Source organism: Variovorax sp. Varisp36, assembly GCF_047304235.1.
Classification (GTDB): Bacteria; Pseudomonadota; Gammaproteobacteria; order Burkholderiales; family Burkholderiaceae_C; genus Variovorax.
This window is the reverse complement of sequence record NZ_JBGLYU010000001.1, coordinates 62,957-81,862: the sequence shown is the minus strand read 5'-3', so window position 1 is coordinate 81,862 and position 18,906 is coordinate 62,957. Positions and strand designations below refer to the sequence as shown.

At 66.7% G+C, this 18,906-nt stretch carries 20 protein-coding genes; 5 read left to right on the top strand and 15 right to left on the bottom strand.

Features of this window, described 5'->3' with window-relative positions; genetic code table 11:
* Nucleotides 1-18 precede the first annotated feature (18 nt).
* Nucleotides 19-1,245: a Tol-Pal system beta propeller repeat protein TolB gene (gene tolB / locus ACCD11_RS00425; RefSeq protein ID WP_007829189.1), complete on the bottom strand. Its 1,227-nt coding sequence runs from the start codon at nt 1,243-1,245 to the stop codon at nt 19-21.
* A gap of 254 nt (nt 1,246-1,499) precedes the next feature.
* Between tolB and msbA the strand changes: the two genes are divergently transcribed.
* On the top strand, nt 1,500-3,284 hold the full coding sequence (gene msbA / locus ACCD11_RS00420) for a lipid A export permease/ATP-binding protein MsbA (RefSeq protein ID WP_413311654.1): 1,785 nt from the start codon (nt 1,500-1,502) through the stop codon (nt 3,282-3,284).
* Here the strand turns inward: msbA and rng are convergent.
* The 8 genes from rng to ACCD11_RS00380 all read right to left on the bottom strand — a co-directional run bounded on the left by rng (nt 3,281) and on the right by ACCD11_RS00380 (nt 10,303).
* Entirely contained in the window at nt 3,281-4,807 is a 1,527-nt protein-coding gene (gene rng / locus ACCD11_RS00415) for a ribonuclease G (protein WP_413311652.1), read from the bottom strand. The two genes, msbA and rng, sit on opposite strands and share 4 nt — an antisense overlap.
* Nucleotides 4,808-4,814: 7 nt before the next feature.
* Entirely contained in the window at nt 4,815-5,417 is a 603-nt protein-coding gene (locus ACCD11_RS00410; RefSeq protein ID WP_413311651.1) for a Maf family protein, read from the bottom strand.
* Nucleotides 5,418-5,530: 113 nt separating this feature from the next.
* Entirely contained in the window at nt 5,531-6,010 is a 480-nt protein-coding gene (gene rlmH, locus ACCD11_RS00405) for a 23S rRNA (pseudouridine(1915)-N(3))-methyltransferase RlmH (RefSeq protein ID WP_056598898.1), read from the bottom strand.
* Entirely contained in the window at nt 6,007-6,690 is a 684-nt protein-coding gene (gene rsfS / locus ACCD11_RS00400) for a ribosome silencing factor (RefSeq protein WP_413311649.1), read from the bottom strand. Before rsfS ends, rlmH begins: the two co-directional genes overlap by 4 nt.
* Nucleotides 6,690-7,319 (bottom strand): nicotinate (nicotinamide) nucleotide adenylyltransferase, encoded by a 630-nt coding sequence (gene nadD, locus ACCD11_RS00395; protein ID WP_413311647.1) that lies wholly within the window; start codon nt 7,317-7,319, stop codon nt 6,690-6,692. Before nadD ends, rsfS begins: the two co-directional genes overlap by 1 nt.
* Nucleotides 7,316-8,233: an oxygen-dependent coproporphyrinogen oxidase gene (gene hemF / locus ACCD11_RS00390; protein WP_413311645.1), complete on the bottom strand. Its 918-nt coding sequence runs from the start codon at nt 8,231-8,233 to the stop codon at nt 7,316-7,318. Before hemF ends, nadD begins: the two co-directional genes overlap by 4 nt.
* Complete coding sequence (gene purD, locus ACCD11_RS00385; RefSeq protein ID WP_413311643.1) at nt 8,233-9,531, bottom strand: phosphoribosylamine--glycine ligase; 1,299 nt, start codon at nt 9,529-9,531, stop codon at nt 8,233-8,235. Before purD ends, hemF begins: the two co-directional genes overlap by 1 nt.
* 46 nt (nt 9,532-9,577) lie before the next feature.
* Complete coding sequence (locus ACCD11_RS00380; RefSeq protein WP_007829214.1) at nt 9,578-10,303, bottom strand: YebC/PmpR family DNA-binding transcriptional regulator; 726 nt, start codon at nt 10,301-10,303, stop codon at nt 9,578-9,580.
* Between the two features lie 117 nt (nt 10,304-10,420).
* Between ACCD11_RS00380 and ACCD11_RS00375 the strand changes: the two genes are divergently transcribed.
* The 4 genes from ACCD11_RS00375 to ACCD11_RS00360 all read left to right on the top strand — a co-directional run bounded on the left by ACCD11_RS00375 (nt 10,421) and on the right by ACCD11_RS00360 (nt 13,828).
* A complete protein-coding gene (locus ACCD11_RS00375) occupies nt 10,421-11,209 on the top strand; it encodes a class I SAM-dependent methyltransferase (protein ID WP_413311640.1) in 789 nt (262 codons plus the stop codon).
* A gap of 2 nt (nt 11,210-11,211) precedes the next feature.
* The gene (locus ACCD11_RS00370) at nt 11,212-12,246 is read left to right on the top strand and encodes a hypothetical protein (RefSeq protein ID WP_413311639.1); all 1,035 of its coding nucleotides are present in this window, start codon (nt 11,212-11,214) and stop codon (nt 12,244-12,246) included.
* A gap of 65 nt (nt 12,247-12,311) precedes the next feature.
* Nucleotides 12,312-13,085 carry a lysophospholipid acyltransferase family protein gene (locus tag ACCD11_RS00365; RefSeq protein ID WP_413311637.1) on the top strand — a complete coding sequence of 258 codons (774 nt, stop codon included), beginning with the start codon at nt 12,312-12,314 and terminating at the stop codon, nt 13,083-13,085.
* Entirely contained in the window at nt 13,052-13,828 is a 777-nt protein-coding gene (locus ACCD11_RS00360) for a glycosyltransferase family 2 protein (RefSeq protein ID WP_413311636.1), read from the top strand. Before ACCD11_RS00365 ends, ACCD11_RS00360 begins: the two co-directional genes overlap by 34 nt.
* A 45-nt stretch (nt 13,829-13,873) precedes the next feature.
* Here ACCD11_RS00360 and ACCD11_RS00355 read toward each other — a convergent pair whose 3' ends face one another.
* Genes ACCD11_RS00355 through ACCD11_RS00330 form a run of 6 tightly spaced genes read right to left on the bottom strand, consistent with a single transcriptional unit; the run spans nt 13,874 to nt 18,875 of the window.
* Nucleotides 13,874-14,377: a disulfide bond formation protein B gene (locus ACCD11_RS00355; protein WP_413311635.1), complete on the bottom strand. Its 504-nt coding sequence runs from the start codon at nt 14,375-14,377 to the stop codon at nt 13,874-13,876.
* Complete coding sequence (locus tag ACCD11_RS00350; protein ID WP_413311633.1) at nt 14,374-15,471, bottom strand: sulfate/molybdate ABC transporter ATP-binding protein; 1,098 nt, start codon at nt 15,469-15,471, stop codon at nt 14,374-14,376. The genes ACCD11_RS00355 and ACCD11_RS00350 overlap by 4 nt, the downstream gene beginning before the upstream one ends.
* A gap of 21 nt (nt 15,472-15,492) precedes the next feature.
* On the bottom strand, nt 15,493-16,395 hold the full coding sequence (gene cysW / locus ACCD11_RS00345; RefSeq protein ID WP_413311631.1) for a sulfate ABC transporter permease subunit CysW: 903 nt from the start codon (nt 16,393-16,395) through the stop codon (nt 15,493-15,495).
* 1 nt (nt 16,396) lies between these two features.
* On the bottom strand, nt 16,397-17,287 hold the full coding sequence (gene cysT / locus ACCD11_RS00340; protein ID WP_413311630.1) for a sulfate ABC transporter permease subunit CysT: 891 nt from the start codon (nt 17,285-17,287) through the stop codon (nt 16,397-16,399).
* Nucleotides 17,287-18,303, bottom strand: coding sequence for a sulfate ABC transporter substrate-binding protein (locus tag ACCD11_RS00335; RefSeq protein ID WP_007829223.1), 1,017 nt, complete (start codon nt 18,301-18,303; stop codon nt 17,287-17,289). Before ACCD11_RS00335 ends, cysT begins: the two co-directional genes overlap by 1 nt.
* A complete protein-coding gene (locus ACCD11_RS00330; RefSeq protein ID WP_413311628.1) occupies nt 18,300-18,875 on the bottom strand; it encodes an RBBP9/YdeN family alpha/beta hydrolase in 576 nt (191 codons plus the stop codon). Before ACCD11_RS00330 ends, ACCD11_RS00335 begins: the two co-directional genes overlap by 4 nt.
* Nucleotides 18,876-18,906: the final 31 nt, after the last annotated feature.

Genomic DNA, 18,906 nt, shown 5'->3' with positions numbered 1-18,906 from the left:
TCCTCAAATAAACCTTGGTCATTGCTTTTGAAACGGACCCCAGTCCGGTTCCCTGATGTCTCCCGCCTGTCCCGCAAGCCGTGCCTTTATTTTTCCATCGAGCGTGGTCGTCATAAGCGCTTCGCGGCCTTGCAGGTGCGTTGCGTAGACGATCAGCTTGCTGTTCGGGGCAAAGCTTGGACTTTCGTCCGCGGAGGTGTCGGTGATCGCGCTGACGTTGCCGGTTGCCAACTCCATCACATGGAGTTTGAAGGCACCGCCCACGCGGGAGATGTAGGCCAACCACCGGCCATCGCCGCTGACAGACGGAGAGATGTTGTAGGTGCCGCTGAAGGTCACCCGCGTCGGGTTGCCGCCGCTGGCACTCATCTTGTAGATCTGGGGCGCACCGCCGCGATCGCTCACGAAATAGATGGTGCCGCCGTCGGCCGAGTACACAGGCTCGGTGTCGATGCTTGCGCTTTGCGTCAGGCGACGCGGTTCGCCGCCACCGGCCGGGATGGAGAACAGCTGCGAGCCGCCGTCGCGACTGAGCGTGACGGCGAGCGAATTGCCGTCGGGCGCCCAGGCCGGCGCGCTGTTGGAACCCTTGAAGTTCGCAAGCAGCCGGCGCTGGCCGCTGGCCACGTTGTGCACGTACACGACCGGCTTGCGCGATTCGAAGGACACGTATGCCAGCTGTTGGCCATTGGAGGACCAGCAGGGCGAGATGATGGGTTCGGGGCTGGCGAGCGCGGCTTGTGCGTTCTCGCCGTCGGCATCGGCCACCCACAGCGAGTAGCGGCTGCCGCCCTTGGTGACGTAAGCGATGCGGGTCGAGAAGATGCCCTTTTCGCCGGTCAGCTTCTCGTAGACGTAGTCGGCAATGCGGTGCGAGGCAAGGCGCAGGTCGCCTTGCGGCACGGTGTAGCTCTGGCCACCGAGATCCTGCCCCTTCACCACATCCCACAGGCGGAACTTCACGTCGAAGCGGCCGTCGCCCAGCCGGGTGACGCTGCCCACCACGAGCGAGTCGGCGGTGCGCTGGCGCCACAGCGACAGGTCGGGACGGGAGGCTTCGTCCAGCGCCTGGCCCGAGGCATCCACGCCGCGGAACTGGCCGCTGCGTTCCAGGTCGGCCTGGACGATGTCCGAGATCTTCTGGGGCGAGCCTTCCTGGCCCTTGAAAGGAACGAGCGCGATCGGCAACTGCGTGAGCCCGACGCCCGACACCTCGACCCGGAACTGGGCCAGTGCAGGAATCATGGGGGTGGCAGCGAGGGCCGCAATGAGAGTGCGGCGTGCAAAAAGTGATGAAGAAGGAGTTGGAATTGGAGTTGGCAACGGCTTGTTCATGCGATTCGGAGAGGTTTCCGGGTAAAAAGTTCTCCCCGGCTTTGTCGGGCCACATGTTACACACTGGCTTGGGGCGGCCGTCACAAAACGTTTATCGAGCGGCGCGGTCCTACAGAAGCAACCGCGGCAAGCGCTGAACGAGGCCCCCCGTAGAATCCGCCGCCATGCAAGCATCCCCCGGCGGCGAGAACGCCCGCCCTCCCCTGATGCGCCGTCTGGCGCGACTCATGACCTGGTTTGGCGGTTCGCGCCAATGGTGGGCCCTCGGACTGAGCGGGGCGATGCTGGCTGCAATCACCGAGCCGCTGATGGCCGCGCTGTTGAAGCCACTGCTCGATCGCGGCTTCACGCGCGGCGAAATGCCCCTGTGGTTCGTGCCTGCCGCCGTGCTGCTGCTGTTCGCGGTGCGCGGCATCGCCCAGTTCATCTCGCAGTACGCCCTGTCGCGCATCGCCAACGAAGGCATGCAGAAGCTGCGACGGGTGCTGTTCGAGCACCTGCTCGGCGCCGAACTCGCGCTGTTCGCGCGCCAATCGGCCAGCACCCTGTCGAACACGGTGGTCTACGAAGTGCAGACCGGCGCAATGCTGCTGGTGCAGGCGCTGCTCGGCCTTTCGCGCGACGGCTTCACGCTCATCGCGCTGCTCGGCTATCTGGTTTACCTGAACTGGAAGCTCACCCTGATCGTCGCATTCCTCGTGCCCAGCATCTCCTGGATCATGAAGGTGTTCTCCAAGCGGCTGTACCGCCTCACCCAGCAAGGCCAGCAGGCCACCGACGAACTGGCCTACGTGGTCGAGGAGAACGTGCTCGCCCACCGCGTGGTGCGCCTGCACGGCGCGGAAGGCGCGCAAGGCCGCCGCTTCGAACAGCTGAGCCAGCGACTGAACCGCCTGGCCGTGAAGTCGACCATCGCGCAGGCGGCCACCACGCCGCTCACGCAGATGATGGCGTCTCTCGCGCTGTCGGTGGTGGTGATGATCGCGCTCTGGCAAAGCGGCAAGCAGGGCTTCACGGTGGGCGGCTTCGTTGCCTACATCACGGCCATGCTGATGCTGATTGCGCCGATCCGGCGCCTCGCCGAAGTGGCCGGCCCGATCACGCGCGGCCTCGCCGCACTGGAGCGCGGGCTGGTCCTGATCGACGACGTGGCATCGGAGTCGCAGGGCACGTTCCAGGTCGAACATGCGGAAGGACACATCGAGCTGCGCAACGTGCAGGTCAGCTACCGAGGCGAAGACGAACAACGCGCGCTCGACGGCGTGAGCCTGACCATCGAGCCCGGCCAGGTTGTCGCATTCGTCGGCCCCTCGGGTTCGGGCAAGACCACGCTGGTCAATCTGCTGCCCCGCTTCGTGCAGCCCAGCGGCGGCCAGGTGCTGCTCGATGGGCACGACACCAGCGAATGGCAACTGAAGAGCCTGCGCGCCCAGTTCGCCATGGTGAGCCAGGACGTCGTGATGCTCAACGAGACGCTGGCCGCCAACGTGGCGCTGGGCGCAGAGATCGACCGCGAGCGCGTGCTGCAGTGCATCGCGGCGGCCAACCTCAGTGCGCACGTCGAAAGCCTGCCCCAGGGCATGGACGCGGTGCTCGGTCACAACGCCACACAGCTGTCGGGCGGCCAGCGCCAGCGCCTCGCCATTGCCCGCGCGCTGTACAAGAACGCCCCCGTGCTGCTGCTCGACGAAGCCACCTCGGCCCTCGACACCGAGTCCGAGCGGCTGGTTCAGGACGCCCTGCAGCGCCTGATGCAGAACCGCACGACGCTGATCGTGGCCCACCGCCTCTCGACCATCCAGCACGCCGACCGGATCATCGTGATGGAGCAAGGCCGCATCGCGGAGCAAGGCAGTCACGCACAGCTCATGGCGCTGGACGGGCTCTATGCGCGGCTGCAGACACTGGCCGTGCGCAGCGCCACGCCGGGGCAGGATCCGACGCTCTAAAGCAGCACGATGTCGTACTGCCCCTGCCCGATCGCGGGCTCGGACTGCAGCGAAATGGGCTTGCCGATGAAGTCGCTCAGCCCCGCCAGGTGCTGGCTTTCCTCATCGAGGAACAGTTCGATCACCTGCGGCGACGACACGATGCGGAACTCGCGCGGCGTGAACTGCCGCGCTTCGCGCAGGATTTCGCGCATCACGTCGTAGGCCACGCTGCGTGCGGTCTTCACGATGCCCTGCCCGCCACAGGCCACGCAGGGCTCGCACAGCATGTGCGCCAGCGATTCGCGGGTGCGCTTGCGTGTCATCTCGACCAGTCCGAGCTGCGAGAAACCGCCGGCCGTGGTCTTCACTCGGTCGCGCGCAAGCTGCTTGCGGAATTCCGCCAGCACCTGCTCGCGGTGGTCGTCGCGGCCCATGTCGATGAAGTCGACGATGATGATCCCGCCCAGGTTGCGCAGCCGCAGCTGCCGTGCGATGGCCTGTGCCGCCTCGAGGTTCGTCTTGAAGATGGTGTCGTCGAAGTTGCGCGCGCCGACGAAGCCGCCGGTGTTCACGTCCACCGTAGTCAGCGCCTCGGTCTGGTCGACCACCAGGTAGCCACCCGACTTGAGCTCGACGCGCCGGCCCAGCGCCTTCGCGATTTCCTCGTCGACCGAATACAGATCGAAGATCGGCCGCTCGCCCCTGTAGTGCTGCAGCTTGCCGGCCGCCTTGGGCATGAACTCGAGGCCGAACTTCAACAGCACCTCGAACTGCTCGCGCGAATCGATGCGGATGGCCTGCGTTTCCTCGCTGGTCATGTCGCGCAGCACGCGCTGCAGCAGGCTCAGGTCCTGGTGCAGCAGCGACATCGGCGGCATGCGCATCGATGCCTCGCGGATGCGCGACCAGGTCTTGCGCAGGTAGGCGATGTCTTCGGCCAGTTCGGGGTCGCTGGAATCTTCGCCGTTGGTGCGCAGGATGAAGCCGCCCGTGTTGACGGGCACCACGCCGCCGCTGTCGGCAGCCGCGGCCGCCTCGATCAGCGCGAGCATGCGGTTGCGCAGCGACTCGCGCTGGTCCGACGGAATCTTCTGCGAAACGCCGATGTGGTTGTCCTGCGGCAGGAACACCAGCAGTCGACCGGCAATGCTGATCTGCGTCGACAGCCGCGCGCCCTTGGTGCCGATGGGGTCCTTGATGACCTGCACCAGCAGCGACTGGCCTTCGAACACCTGCTTCTCGATCGGCACCATCGGGCCGCCGTTGCGATGGTCGCGCTCGGGCGCCGGTGCGCTGGGCCGCGAGCCCGGCGTGAACGGCGAGACGATGTCGGCCACGTGCAGGAAGGCGGTGCGCTCCAGGCCGATGTCGATGAAGGCCGACTGCATGCCCGGCAGCACGCGCGACACCTTGCCGAGGTAGATGTTGCCGACGAGTCCGCGCTCGAGCGTGCGCTCGACGTGCAGCTCTTGCACCGCGCCGTGCTCGACCAGCGCCACACGGGTCTCCTGCGGAGACCAGTTGATCAGGATGTCTTGCATGGAATTCTCAGGTATTGAAACCGGCGCTTCGAAGCAGCTGCGCGGTCTCGAACATGGGGAGGCCCATGATGCCCGAATAGGACCCGCTGATGTGCTCGATGAACGCGGCCGCCGCACCCTGGATGGCATAGGCCCCGGCCTTGCCGAGCGGCTCGCCGCTGTCGGCGTAGCGGGCGATCTGCGCATCGGTGATGTCGGCGAAGCGCACGCGCGACACGCTGAGCGCCGCATGGCGCTGCGTGCCGTGCTGCAGCGCCACGGCCGTCAGCACGCGATGCGTGCTTCCTGACAGCATCCGCAACATGCGCACGGCATCCTTCTCGTCCTCGGGCTTGCCGAGGATGGCGCGGCCGAGCGTAACCGTGGTGTCCGCGCAGAGCACCGGCGCCTCGGCCAGTCCGCGGCTCCGGAGCCGGGCCACGGCGGCATCGAGCTTCAGCGCCGTGACGCGCTGCACGTAAGTCGCCGGGGCCTCATTGGGCAGCACGGCTTCGAGCGATTCGGCGTCTTCGCCTGCATCGGCCAGCAGCAATGCATGGCGAACGCCGAGCTGGCCGAGCAGTTGGGCGCGGCGGGGGCTTTGTGAAGCGAGGTAAATGAAATCCGACAAGGCTCAGTGCTCCTGAAGGGCCGAGCGGCGGCCGCCCGGGTCCGAAAAGAAAGTGAAGGACTGCAAGGCCACCGATGAGGCATCGAGCCGCGCGGCCCGCCCGTCGGTGCTGGTCATTCGCGGTGGTAGGGATGACCCGCGTTGACCGACCACGCCCGATACAACTGCTCGACCAGCAGCACCCGCGCCATCGCGTGCGGCAGCGTCAGGTCGGACAGCCGGATGCGCTCGTGGGCTGCAGCCTTGAAGGCCGGGTCGAGGCCGTCGGGCCCGCCGATGACCAGGGCCACGTCATCGCCCTCGCCCTGCCAGGCCTGCAGCCGTGCAGCAAGCGCCTTGGTGGTCAGTGCCGTGCCGCGTTCGTCGAGCGCGACGATGCGCATGCCGCGCGCCGAGCTTTTGGCAATGGCGCCCTCGATGCGTTCGCGCTCGGCGGCATACAGCGTTTCCAGCGACTTGGAGCCGCGCGGCTCGGTCTTGACGGCGCGCAGCTCGAGCTTGAGCTCGGGCGGGAAGCGCTTGGCGTAGTCGTCCCAGGCAGTCTGAGCCCAATCGGGCATGCGTTGCCCGACGGCGACCACCAGCAGCTTCATGCGCGGCGGGCTGGCGCCTTCTTGGCTGCCGCCGCCTTCTTCGCAGCGGGCTTCTTGGCGGCGGGCTTGCCGACGACCTTGACCGGCACGCGCGCGGTGGTTGTCTTCTTGGCAGGCGCCTTCTTCGCAGGCACCTTCTTCGCAGCCGTTTTCCTGGCCGGGGCCTTAGCGGCCTTGGCTTCCTGCTCGGCTGCGCGGATCGCGGTCTTGGAGGCGCTCGAGCGGCGCAGCGTGGGCTCCTTGCCGGCGGCCTTCTTCTTGCCTTCGGGTTCGTCCTTGACCGACGAGCTGGTCGCCATGGCAGGCTTGGCACCGCCGAGCTTGGCACGCACCGGCTTGTCGCCCCAGATCTCTTCGAGGTGGTAGTACTGGCGGATGGCGGGCTGCATGATGTGGGCCACGGCCGCGCCGCAGTCGACGATGATCCACTCGCCGTTGTCTTCGCCCTCGATGCGCGGCTTGCCGAAACCGGCTTCGCGCACCGCATCGCGCACGCTGGCGGCCAGCGCCTTGGTCTGGCGATTGGAGGTGCCCGACGCGACGATCACGCGCTCGAACAGCGGCGAAAGATGTTCTGTGTCGAATACCTGGATGTCCTGCGCCTTGACGTCTTCGAGACCATCGATGATGGCTCGCTGGAGTTTCTGGGTGTCTTTCTTGGCGGCGGCTTCAGTGGTCATCAGGCAGAGCGGTAGAGGTGGTGTTGGTCAATATAGCGTGCAACCGTGGGCGGAACCAGCGAGGAAATGTCCACGCCAAGCGCCGCGCACCGCCGGATCTCGGTGGCACTGGTGTCCATGGGTGGCAGTTCGAGCGCCTCGAAACGAGCGCCAGCCGGAAGGCCGGGCAGCATTTTCGGATCAAAACGAGCAGTGTCGCCCGTCGATAATGCGCGATACGCTACAGAAACAATAGCAATGCCGAGTATATCCTGCCAGCCGTGCCAGGTCGGCAATGCGCTCGCCTGGTCGGCGCCCATGATCAGGACCAGCTGTGCGCCGGGCTGCTCCCGCTGCAGTTCGTTCAGCGTGTCGAGGGTGTAGGTCGGGCCGTCGCGCAGCACTTCGCGGCTGTCGACGACGACGGTGCCCTTCAGGCCGGAGAAGGCCAGGCGCGTCATCGCGAGGCGGTCTTCCTTCGGCGTCAGCGCCCTGCTCTTGTGCCAGGCCTGCCCGGTGGGAATGACATGCAGTTCGGCAAGGTCCAGTTGAGCCAGCGCGGCTTCGGCAAGCGCCACATGGGCGTTGTGCGGCGGGTCGAACGCGCCACCGAAAACGCCGATGCGGGGAGCTTTGCCGGAAGGGTTCACAACCAGTCGCGCCGCACGATGAAGTCGCTGTACAGCGCGGCTTCGGGGCTGCCCGGTTCGGGCTGCTGCCGGTAGGCCCAGCTTGCCAGCGGCGGCATCGAGAGCAGGATCGATTCGGTGCGTCCGCCCGACTGGAGGCCGAAGTGCGTACCGCGGTCCCACACAAGGTTGAACTCCACGTACCGGCCGCGCCGGTAGAGCTGGAAGTTGCGCTCGCGCTCGGTGTAGGGCGTGGCGCGGCGGCGCTCCACGATGGGCAGGTAGGCCGGCAGGAAACCGTTGCCCACCGAACGGATCAGCGCGAAGCCGTTCTCGAAACCGCCCTCGGAAAAATCGTCGAAGAAAATGCCGCCGATGCCGCGCTGCTCGTTGCGGTGCTTCAGGAAGAAATACTCGTCGCACCACGTCTTGAAGCGCGGGTACTTATCGTCGCCGAAGGGCGCAAGCGCATCGCGGCACGCGGCGTGGAAGTGAACCGCGTCTTCCTGGAAACCGTAGCAAGGCGTGAGGTCCATGCCGCCGCCGAACCAGCAGACCGGCTCGCCGCCTTCGGGCAGGGCAGCCAGCATGCGCACGTTCATGTGAACGATGGGCACGTAGGGGTTGCGCGGGTGGAACACCAGCGACACACCCATCGCCTCGAAAGGCGCGCCCGCCAACTCGGGCCGGTTCTGCGTGGCCGAGGGTGGCAGCTCCGCTCCGCGCACCTGCGAGAAGCCGCAGCCCGCGCGCTCGAAGAGTTCGCCGCCTTCGAGGATGCAAGTCAGCCCGTGGCCGCGCAGCGGCTCATCCGCAGCCTTCTGCCAGGCGTCGCGCACACATGCACCGCCATCGGCCTTCTCGAGCGCCGCGATGATCGACTGCTGCAGCCCGCGAAGGTATTCGCCGACCGCTGCCGGGTTGGTTTGCAGCATCAGGCGCCGTGAGGGTTGCGCGCATGAACCGCGCGGAATCCGATGTCCTTGCGGTATTGCGCGCCGTCGAAGCTGACACGCGCCGCAACCTCATAGGCCCGTTGCTGCGCCTGCTTCACGCTGTCGGCCAGCACGGTCACGCAGAGCACGCGGCCGCCGCTGGTCTTGAGCTCGCCGTCCTGCAGCGTCGTGCCGGCGTGGAACACCACGGCGTCGGGCGCCTCGGCCGGAATGCCGGTGATGCGGTCGCCCCTGCGCGGCGACAGCGGGTAGCCGTGCGCGGCCATCACCACGCCCAGGGCCACGCGCCGGTCCCATTGGAGCTCGACCTGGTCGAGCGTGCCGTCGGTGGCATGCCAGAACACTTCGAAGAGGTCGGACTTGAGACGCATCATGATCGGCTGCGTCTCGGGGTCGCCCATGCGGCAGTTGAATTCGAGCGTCTTCGGATGGCCTGCGGCGTCGATCATCAGGCCGGCATAGAGGAAGCCAGTGAACGGAATGCCGTCTTTTTCCATGCCGCGGATGGTCGGCAGGATGATTTCGCGCATGGCACGCGCATGCACCTCTGCCGTGACCACCGGCGCGGGCGAGTACGCGCCCATGCCGCCGGTGTTGGGGCCTTCGTCATTGTCGAGCAGGCGCTTGTGGTCCTGGCTGGTGGCCAGCGCGGTCACGTTCTTGCCGTCGCACAGTACGATGAAGCTGGCTTCCTCTCCCTGCAGGAATTCTTCGATGACGACGCGCGCGCCGCCTTCGTTGTGCGACACCCCGAACTTGTTGTCCACCAGCATGAAGTCGACGGCCTCGTGCGCTTCCTGCGCGGTCATGGCCACCACCACGCCCTTGCCTGCCGCCAGGCCGTCGGCCTTGACGACGATGGGTGCACCCTTGGCATCGATGTACGCATGTGCCGCGGCGGCGTCGGTGAAGGCCTCGTATTCGGCCGTCGGTATTTTGTGGCGCTGCATGAACGCCTTGGAGAACGCCTTCGAGCTTTCGAGCTGCGCGGCCGCCTGCGTCGGGCCGAAGATGCGCAGGCCGTGCGCACGGAACTCGTCGACCACGCCCGCGGCGAGCGGCCCCTCCGGGCCGACCACGGTCAGCGCGATCTTTTCCTTGATGGCCCACTCGCGCAATGCGGCAGGCTCGGTGATGTCGATGCAGTCGTAGCGTTCGTCGCCCGCAGTGCCGCCGTTGCCCGGCGCCACGTACACGCGGCTCACCCGGGCAGCTTGCGCCAGGCGCCATGCCAGAGCGTGTTCACGGCCCCCGCCCCCAATTACCAGTACCTTCATTCGCGGGCCTTCATTTCTCGCAGTGATTCAACAAACAAACAGTCATTCATTCCGACAGCGAGGCGTTGTGATAAACGTCCTGCACGTCGTCCAGGTCCTCGAGCACGTCGAGCAATTTCTGCATTCTTGCGGCGTCCTCGCCGGTCACGTCCACGGTGTTCTCGGCGCGCATGGTGACTTCAGCCGCGTCGGGCTTCAGGCCCGCGGCTTCGAGCGCGTTCTTCACTGCTTCGAAGTCAGCCACGGCGGTGATTACCTCGATGGCGCCGTCGTCGTCGGTAACCACGTCCTCGGCGCCCGCTTCGAGCGCCACTTCCATCACCTTGTCTTCACTGGTGCCCGGCGCAAAGACGAACTGGCCGCAGTGCTTGAACTGGAAGGCCACCGAGCCTTCGGTGCCCATGTTGCCGCCGTGCTTGGAGAAGGCGTGGCGCACTTCGGCCACGGTGCGCACGCGGTTGTCGGTCATGGTGTCGACGATGATCGCCGCGCCGCCGATGCCGTACCCTTCGTAACGAATTTCTTCGTAATTGACGCCTTCGAGATTGCCCGTGGCCTTGTCGATGTTGCGCTTGATGGTGTCGATCGGCAGGTTCACCGCCTTGGCCTTTTCCACCGCCAGCCGCAGCCGGGGGTTGGAGCCCAGGTCGGCGCCGCCGGCGCGGGCGGCCACCGTGATTTCGCGAATGGCGCGGGTCCAGAGCTTGCCCCGCTTCTCGTCCTGGCGGCCCTTCCGGTGCTGAATGTTCGCCCACTTGCTATGTCCGGCCATGGCTTTCTATCTCGCTGTCTTGTGTTTTCAAAGCAAGCTCCGAGTTTACTGTCCGGCGCACACAACGCCCGTCGCGGGCCGGGAATTCGGGGTAGGGCTTTTGGTGATAATCGTTCGATGACGCCATCGCCTTCCGTCGGGCCCGGGAATCCCGACATCCTGCCGCCGCACGCTCCTTTGCCGCTGTACTACAAGACCGAGGCCGAGCATCAGGCGTTCCTGCTGCGCATCTTCGACAGCACGGCGGCGGACTACGACCGCATCGAGAGCGTGCTGGCCTTCGGCACCGGTCCGTCGTACCGCCGTGCGGCACTGCAGCAGGCCGGACTCTCGGCAGGCATGCAGGTGCTGGACGTGGGCATCGGCACCGGGCTCGTGGCCCGGGAGGCGCTCAAGCTCATTGGCTCCATGGGCCACCTCGTGGGCGTCGATCCCAGCGCCGGCATGATGAGCCAGGTCAAGCTGCCCGGCGTCGAGCTGGTGCGCGGCGTGGCCGAAGCCCTGCCCCGGCCCGACGCCAGCTGCGACTTCGTGAGCATGGGCTACGCCATGCGCCACATCAGCGACGTGGCGGCGGCCTTCGGCGAATTCCACCGCGTGCTGCGCCCCGGCGGGCGCGTGGCGGTGCTCGAAATCACCAAGCCCGAAGGCCGCGTCGCCACGGCGCTGCTCAAGGGCTACATGCGTGCCGTCGTGCCGCTGATCGCCCGCGTGGTCGGCCGCCAGCGCAACACTTCCGAACTGTGGCGTTACTACTGGGACACGATCGAGGCCTGCATTCCCCCCGAGCGGGTGATGCAGGCGCTGGCCACCGCGGGCTTTTGCGACGTGCGCCGGCATGCGAGCCTCGGCGTCTTCTCGTCCTATACCGCCACCAAACCCGAACATCCCGCCGAGGCCAGCTGACAGTGCGAGTTCAGGACGACACTTCTTCTTCCCATCTGCGCGTCGAGCGCTTGTCTCTGCCGGCCAGCCTTGCGCTGGCCACCGACGGCAAGGCGCCCTTCGCGGCGCTCGGCTATGGAACGCCGCACGGCGTGGCCTGGATGCCGACGGTCAACGCGCGCGTGCTGTCTGCCAACGGCGCCATGGCCGACGTGTGGCATGCAAGCGGCCCGAGCATCGAGTCGGGCACCACCGGCATTGCGCGCTGGCGCACCGACGGGCACTGGCTGCTCGGCGCCATCGATCTCGACGAGGCCGGAGAAAGGCAGGGCCTCGCCGAACTCGCGCACCGCGCCTACCGCGATCTCTTCAAGACGCTCGACCAGGCCGGCACACCGCACTTGCAGCGCATCTGGAACTACCTGCCGCAGATCAATGCCGATGGCGGCGGGCTGGAACGCTACCGCCAGTTCAACCTCGGCCGGCAGGAAGCGTTTCTCGAAGCCGGCCGTGCTGCCTTCGAAGGCGCGCCGGCGGCCTGCGCGCTGGGCATCCACCAGGGCGCCCTGTCGATCCGTTTCCTGGCCGGCCAGCAGGCGCCGCTGCCGGTCGAAAACCCGCGGCAGGTCTCGGCCTACCGCTATCCCGAAACCTACGGCCCGCGCTCGCCAACCTTCTCGCGCGCCGCGCTGGCAGACATCGGCAACGGGAACATCGCGCTCTTCATCTCGGGCACTGCGAGCATCGTCGGCCACGAGACCGTGCACCGCGGCAACCTGCCGGAGCAGACGCGCGAAACGCTGCGCAACCTGCAGGCGGTGATCGCGGCCGCCAACGAGCGCGGCACGGCGAAGTTCTCGCTGGCCGAACTCGACTGCGTGGTCTACGTGCGGCATCCGTCGGACACCGAGACGGTGCGCGGCATCATCGAGGACACGCTCGGCGCCGACGCGCCGATGGCGCGCCACGCGGTGTACCTCGAAGCCGACATCTGCCGCAGCGACCTCCTGGTCGAGATCGAGGCCCACACGGTCGCGGCCGGCGAGCTGCGGGCCTGACCGGTCGTTGTCCGGCACCCATCGTCCGATTGACTGATTCAATGACTCGCGTGCTGCGATTTCTCATGTCGATTCCGCTCGCGTTGATGCTCTACGCGCTGTTGCTGTTCCTGGGCCTGATCTCGTTGGTCTGGAACTTCGTTGCCATGCTGATCCACCCGGTGATGCCGGCCGCGCCAGCACGCGCTCTGGGCCGCATGACCATCGCCTTTGCGTATCGCATGTTCTGGTGGCTGGCATCGGTGACCGGCATGATGCGCATCGACGCCACCTGCCTCGACCCGATGCGCAAGGAGCCCGGCGTGATCTTCGTGGCCAACCACCCGACCATGCTCGATGCACTGCTGCTGGTGGCGCGCCTGCCGCGCAGCGCCTGCATCATGAAGGCCGACCTGATGGGCAACATCTTCCTGGGCGCGGGTGCGCGGCTGGCGCGCTACATCAGCAACAGGTCGGCGCGCACGATGGTGCGACTGGCCGTGAACGACCTGCGCAACGGCGGCCAGCTGGTGATCTTTCCAGAAGGCACACGCACGGTGACGCCGCCGCTCAACCCGTTCCGTCCCGGCACCACGCTGATCGCCAAGCTCGCGCAAGCGCCCATTCAAACAGTGTTCATCGACACCGATTCGCCCTACCTCAGCAAAGGCTGGCCGCTGTGGCGCGTGCCGCCATTGCCCATCGTCTTCACCTTGCGGCTCGGCAAACGCTTTGCGCCCACGCAGAACAGCGACGTGCTGCAGGCCGAGCTCGAACAATACTTCCGCCAAAACATGGAGCAGCGCGCCATCGACGCGTCCCCCGAATGCCAGACGCCTCGCGCACCCACCTTGTCCTGATCCCCAGCTACAACACCGGCGAACGCCTGTTCTCGACAGTCGCGGCGGCGCGCGCGCAATGGAACCCCGTGTGGGTGGTGGTCGACGGCAGCGACGACGGCACGGGCGAGCGGCTGCAGCAGATGGCCGCCAGCGATCCTGGCCTGCGCGTGTGGGTGCTGCCGCAGAACCAGGGCAAGGGTTCTGCCGTGCTGCACGGACTGCGCGCCGCGAAGGACGCGGGCTTCACGCATGCGCTGACGATGGACTCCGACGGGCAGCATCCGGCGGACCTGATCCCGGCATTCATGAAGGCATCGCTGACCCGACCCGAGACGATGGTGCTCGGGCGCCCGGTGTTCGACGCCAGCGCGCCGCTGCTGCGCGTACGCGGGCGGCGCGTGTCGAACGGATGGACGCAGCTGGAAACGCTGTTCGCCGGCGTGGGCGATTCACTCTACGGATTCCGCGTGTACCCGGTGGCCGACCTGATCGCCGTGATGGCACGCCAGCCGTGGATGCGGCGCTTCGACTTCGATACCGAAGCCGTCGTGCGGCTGGCATGGCGCGGCGTCAAGCCCGTGAACATCGATGCGCCCGTGAAATACCTGACGGCCGAAGAAGGCGGAGTCTCGCACTTCCGCTATGGGCGCGACAACGTGCTGCTGACGTGGATGCATGCACGGCTGATGGTCGAGTTCGTGTTGCGGCTGCCTGCGCTGGTGTTGCGCAAGCTGGCGAAGAAGCCGCCGTTCCAGGACTGATGTCTTGTCCCCTCCCCCTGCGGGAGAGGGTTGGGGGTGAGAGCTTCAGCGCGCGCGGCGCGAACGCAGCAGCAGCGTGACCAGCAGCAGCGAGAGAACGACGAAAGCAATGAACGACCAGTTCGCCAGCGTCAGGCCGAACAGCGTCCAGTCGACCTTGGAACAGTCACCGCCGCCGCGGAAGATCATCGGCAGTGCGCGTTTCAGAGGGAAGGTCTCGATCATCCCGTAGAGGTCGCGCCCGCAGGAGACGACCTCGGGCGGATACCACTGCAGCCAGCTTTGCGAGGCCGCCGTGTAGGCGCCGCCAACTGCTGCGATCAGCGCCAGCACTCCGCCCGCGACACGCAGGCCGACGTTGCGGAACACCCCGGCCAGCCCGGTGAACAGCGCCACCAGCACCAGCGCATAGCGCTGCACGATGCACATAGGACAAGGCTCGAGCCCGACCACGTGCTGCAGGTAGAGCCCGAAGGCCAGCATGAGAACGCAGGCCAGGCAGATCAGCGCGAACGCGCGGCGCGGCGCGCCGAAGTACCAATCGATCAAGGAGACACCCAATCTTCTTCTACGAACACCCTGGCCTTGCGCGGATTGGCGACGACGGTGTCGCCTTCCTTCAAGCCCAGTTCCCGGAACTGTTGCGCAGGGAGTTGCGCCTCGATGATGGTTCCGGAGCCCGGATTATCTGGATTCGTTTCGGTGGGTTCAAGTTCCAGCCGCGCGATGGGCCCGACCACGATGGCGCGCGCCAGCGTGGCGACGATGCCGGAGGCGCCAGGCACATAGCGTGTCACGTCGATGTCATGCGGGCGCACATATGCGCGCGCCTTGGCGTCGCGCGCGCCGCTGTGCTCGGGCGAGTCGAGGCGCATGCCTTCGAGCTGCACCTGGCCGTTGTCGGCCCGTCCATGGAACAGGTTCACGTCGCCCAGGAAGCCGTAGACGAACGGGCTCGCGGGCTTGTCCCACACGTCCTGCGGCGAGCCGACCTGTTCGATCTGGCCCTTGTTGATGACCACCACGCGGTCGGCCACCTCGAGCGCCTCTTCCTGGTCGTGCGTGACGAAGATGGAAGTGACGTGCAGCTCGTCGTGCAGCCGGCGCAGCCAGCGGCGCAGTTCCTTGCGCACCTTGGCGTCGAGTGCGCCGAAGGGTTCGTCGAGCAGCAGCACCTTGGGCTCTACCGCCAGCGCACGGGCCAGCGCAATGCGCTGGCGCTGGCCGCCGGAGAGCTGCGACGGGTAGCGGTCGGCCAGCCAGTCGAGCTGCACCAGCTTGAGCAGCTCGGTCACCTTGGCCTTGATCTGCGCGTCGCTCGGGCGCTCCTTGCGTGGCTTCACGCGCAGGCCGAAGGCCACGTTCTCGAACACGGTCATGTGGCGGAACAGCGCGTAGTGCTGGAACACGAAGCCCACCTGCCGCTCGCGCACGTGCACGTCGGTGGTGTCCTCGCCCGAGAAAAGAATGCTGCCCGCGTCGGCCGTCTCCAGCCCCGCGATGATGCGCAGCAGCGTGGTCTTGCCGCAGCCCGAGGGGCCGAGCAGCGCGACCAGTTCGCCCGAATCGACGTCGAGGCTCACGTCGCGCAGTGCGCGGAAGTCGCCGAACTGCTTGCTGATGTTGCGGATTTCGATGCTCATGATTTCTTCTCTCTCACTCTCTCAGGCCGCGGTGGCTTCAGGGGGGCGTTCCGGGGGCAGCTCGGCAATGGCTTTCATCTCGCGCTCGTGGCGCCATTCGATCACCGACTTGATCACCAGCGTGACCAGCGCCAGGATCGCCAGCAGCGAGGCCACGGCGAAGGCGGCCACCGACTGGTATTCGTTGTAGAGCACTTCCACGTGCAGCGGCATGGTGTTGGTCTGCCCGCGGATGTGGCCCGACACCACCGACACCGCACCGAACTCGCCCATGGCACGCGCGTTGCACAGGATCACGCCGTACAGCAGGCCCCACTTGATGTTGGGCAGCGTCACGCGCCAGAAGGTCTGCCAGCCGGTCGCGCCGAGCACGATGGCCGCCTGCTCCTCGTCGGTGCCCTGCGCCTGCATCAGCGGCACGAGCTCGCGCGCGATGAACGGGAAGGTCACGAACACGGTCGCCAGCACGATGCCGGGCACGGCGAAGATGATCTTGATGTCGTGCTCGGCGAGCCACGGACCGAGCCAGCCCTGCGCGCCGAACACCAGCACATAGATCAGGCCCGCCACCACCGGCGACACCGCGAACGGCAGGTCCACCAGCGTGGTGAGGAAGGCCTTGCCGCGGAACTCGAACTTGGCGATGGCCCAGGCCGCCGCCACGCCGAACACGAGGTTCATCGGCACCGCGATGGCGGCCGTGATCAGCGTGAGGCGGATCGCGCTCCAGGCATCGGGCTCCTTCAGTGCTTCAAGATAAGCGCCAACGCCTTTGCGCAAGGCCTCGGTCGCCACTGCCGCGAGAGGCAGCACGAGGAACAGGAACATGAATACCAGCGCGAGGCCAATCAGCACCCAGCGCACCCAGGGCGACTCGGTGGTGCCGGCTTGCGCGCGGCGAATGACTTTGGAAGGGGCGCTCATCTCATGCTCCCGCGCGGCGGCGCTGCCAGGCTTGCAGGCCGTTGATGACCAGCAGCAAGAGGAACGAAATGACCAGCATCACGAGCGCAACAGCCGTGGCGCCCCCATAGTCGTACTGCTCCAGCTTCCCGATGATGATGAGCGGCGTGATCTCCGAGATCATCGGCATGTTGCCGGCGATGAAGATCACAGAGCCGTACTCGCCGATCGCCCGTGCGAAAGCCATGGCAAAGCCGGTGAGCAGCGCGGGCGCGATCGACGGAAAGATCACCTTGGTGAAGGTCTGCAGGCGCGTCGCGCCCAGCGAGGTGGCGGCTTCTTCCAGCTCCTTCTCGGTGTCTTCGAGCACCGGCTGCACCGTGCGCACCACGAACGGCAGCCCGATGAAGATCAGCGCGATCACGATGCCCGCCGGCGTGAACGCCAGCTTGATGCCGTGCGGCTCCAGCAGTTGCCCGACCCAGCCGTTGCCCGCGAGCAGCGCGGTCAGCGAGATGCCGGCCACGGCCGTCGGCAGCGCGAACGGCAGGTCGACCAGTGCATCGACGATGCGCTTGCCCGGGAACTTGTAGCGCACCAGCACCCAGGCCACCAGCAGGCCGAACACCGCGTTCACGATGGCCGCGATCAGCGAGGCGCCGAAGGTCAGCCGGTACGAGGCCATCACGCGCGGCGCGGTCACGGCCACCCAGAACTGCTCCCAGGTCAGCGTGAATGTCTTGAAGACCAGCGCCGACAGCGGGATCAGCACGATCAGGCTGAGGTAAAGAATCGAGAAGCCGAGCGTGATGTGGAAACCGGGCAGCACGCGCTTGGCGCCCCCGGCACGGTTGCCAGCACGCGAAAAAGGCGCTCCCGCTGACGGGAGCGCCGAAGAAACAGCGCCGCTCATTACCTGCCGCCGGGGGTGTACAACTTGTCGAACTGGCCGCCGTCGTTGAAGTGCACCTTCTGTGCTTCGCCGAGGCTGCCGAACAATTCCTGCACCGTGAACAGCTGCAGCGGCTTGAAGGTCGATGCGTACTTCTTGAGCACAGCCTGCGAGCGCGGGCGCAGCGCATGCTTGGCCGCGATTTCCTGCGCTTCGTCGGAGTACAGCCAATCGAGATAAGCCTTGGCCAGTTCGCCCGTGCCCTTCTTGTTGACGGTGCGTTCCACCACGGCCACCGGGTTCTCGGCCACGATGCTGATCGACGGGTATACCGAGTCGACCTTGCCGGTGCCGAATTCACGGTCGATGGACACCACTTCCGATTCGAAGGTGATCAGCGCATCGCCGATGTTGCGCTGCAGGAAGGCGGTGGTCGCGTCGCGGCCGCCGCGCGCCAGCACCGGCACGTTCTTGAACAGCTTGCCGACGAACTCGGCGGCCTGGGCGTCGGTGCCGCCCTTCTTCTTGATGTAGCCCCAGGCGGCCAGGTAGGCGTAGCGGCCGTTGCCGCCGGTCTTGGGGTTGACGATCACGACCTGCACGCCCGGCTTGACCAGGTCGTCCCAGTCCTTGATGCCCTTGGGGTTGCCGTTGCGCACCAGGAACAGCATGGTCGACGTGGTCGGCGATGCGTTGTCGGGGAATTTCTTGTTCCAGTCCTTCGCGACCACGCCGGCGTTGGCGAGGAAGTCGATGTCGGTAGAGGTGTTCATCGTCACCACGTCGGCGTCGAGGCCGTCGGCCACCGCGCGGGCCTGCGCACTGGAGCCGCCGTGCGACTGGTCGATCTTCACGTCCTTGCCGGTGGCCTTCTTGTAGTGCGCCACGAAGGCCGCGTTGTAGTCCTTGTAGAACTCGCGCGCCACGTCGTACGAGGCGTTCAGCAGCCCGGTGCCCTGGGCAAAGGCGCTGCTGCCGGCGAGTGCGGAAGACGCCAGCGCGAGCACGGCGACGAAGGTCTTGATTCTGGAAGTCATGTGGTTGCCAGGTTTTCTGAAAATTCACGGCCCGCCGACCAGGCGGCGGGCTCGTCGGTCAAGGACTGAAGCAAGGCAAGGCCCAGCGGCCAGTCCCCGTGCCCCGAATCGATGTTGATGTGGCCCGCATTCTGCATCCGCACGAACTCGCTGCCCCAGGCGCGCGAATAGGCGCCCGCCAGGCGGATCGGACAGTACGGATCGTTGCTGCTGGCCACCACGATGCTGCGGTACGGCAGCGCGGCGTACGGCACGGGCGCGAAGTCGGACAGCACGGCGCGGCGTTCGGGGTCCGCAGGCGCCACCAGCAGCGCGCCCTGGACGCGGCCAGCGGCTTCGGCCGGCAGGTGCGCCGTGGCGATGCAGCCCAGGCTGTGCGCTGCGATCACCACCGGGCCGGGGCTGTCGAGCACCAGCTTCGCCAGCGTCGACACCCATGCATCGCGCTTGGGCGAGGCCCAATCGTCCTGCACCACCCGCGCCGCGCCGGGGATGCGCTCCTGCCACAGGCTCTGCCAGTGGCCGGGCCCGGAGTCGCGCCAACCTGGCACGATGATGACGCGGGTGTTCATGAGCACTCCCCCAGGCTTCGCGCACTTCGTG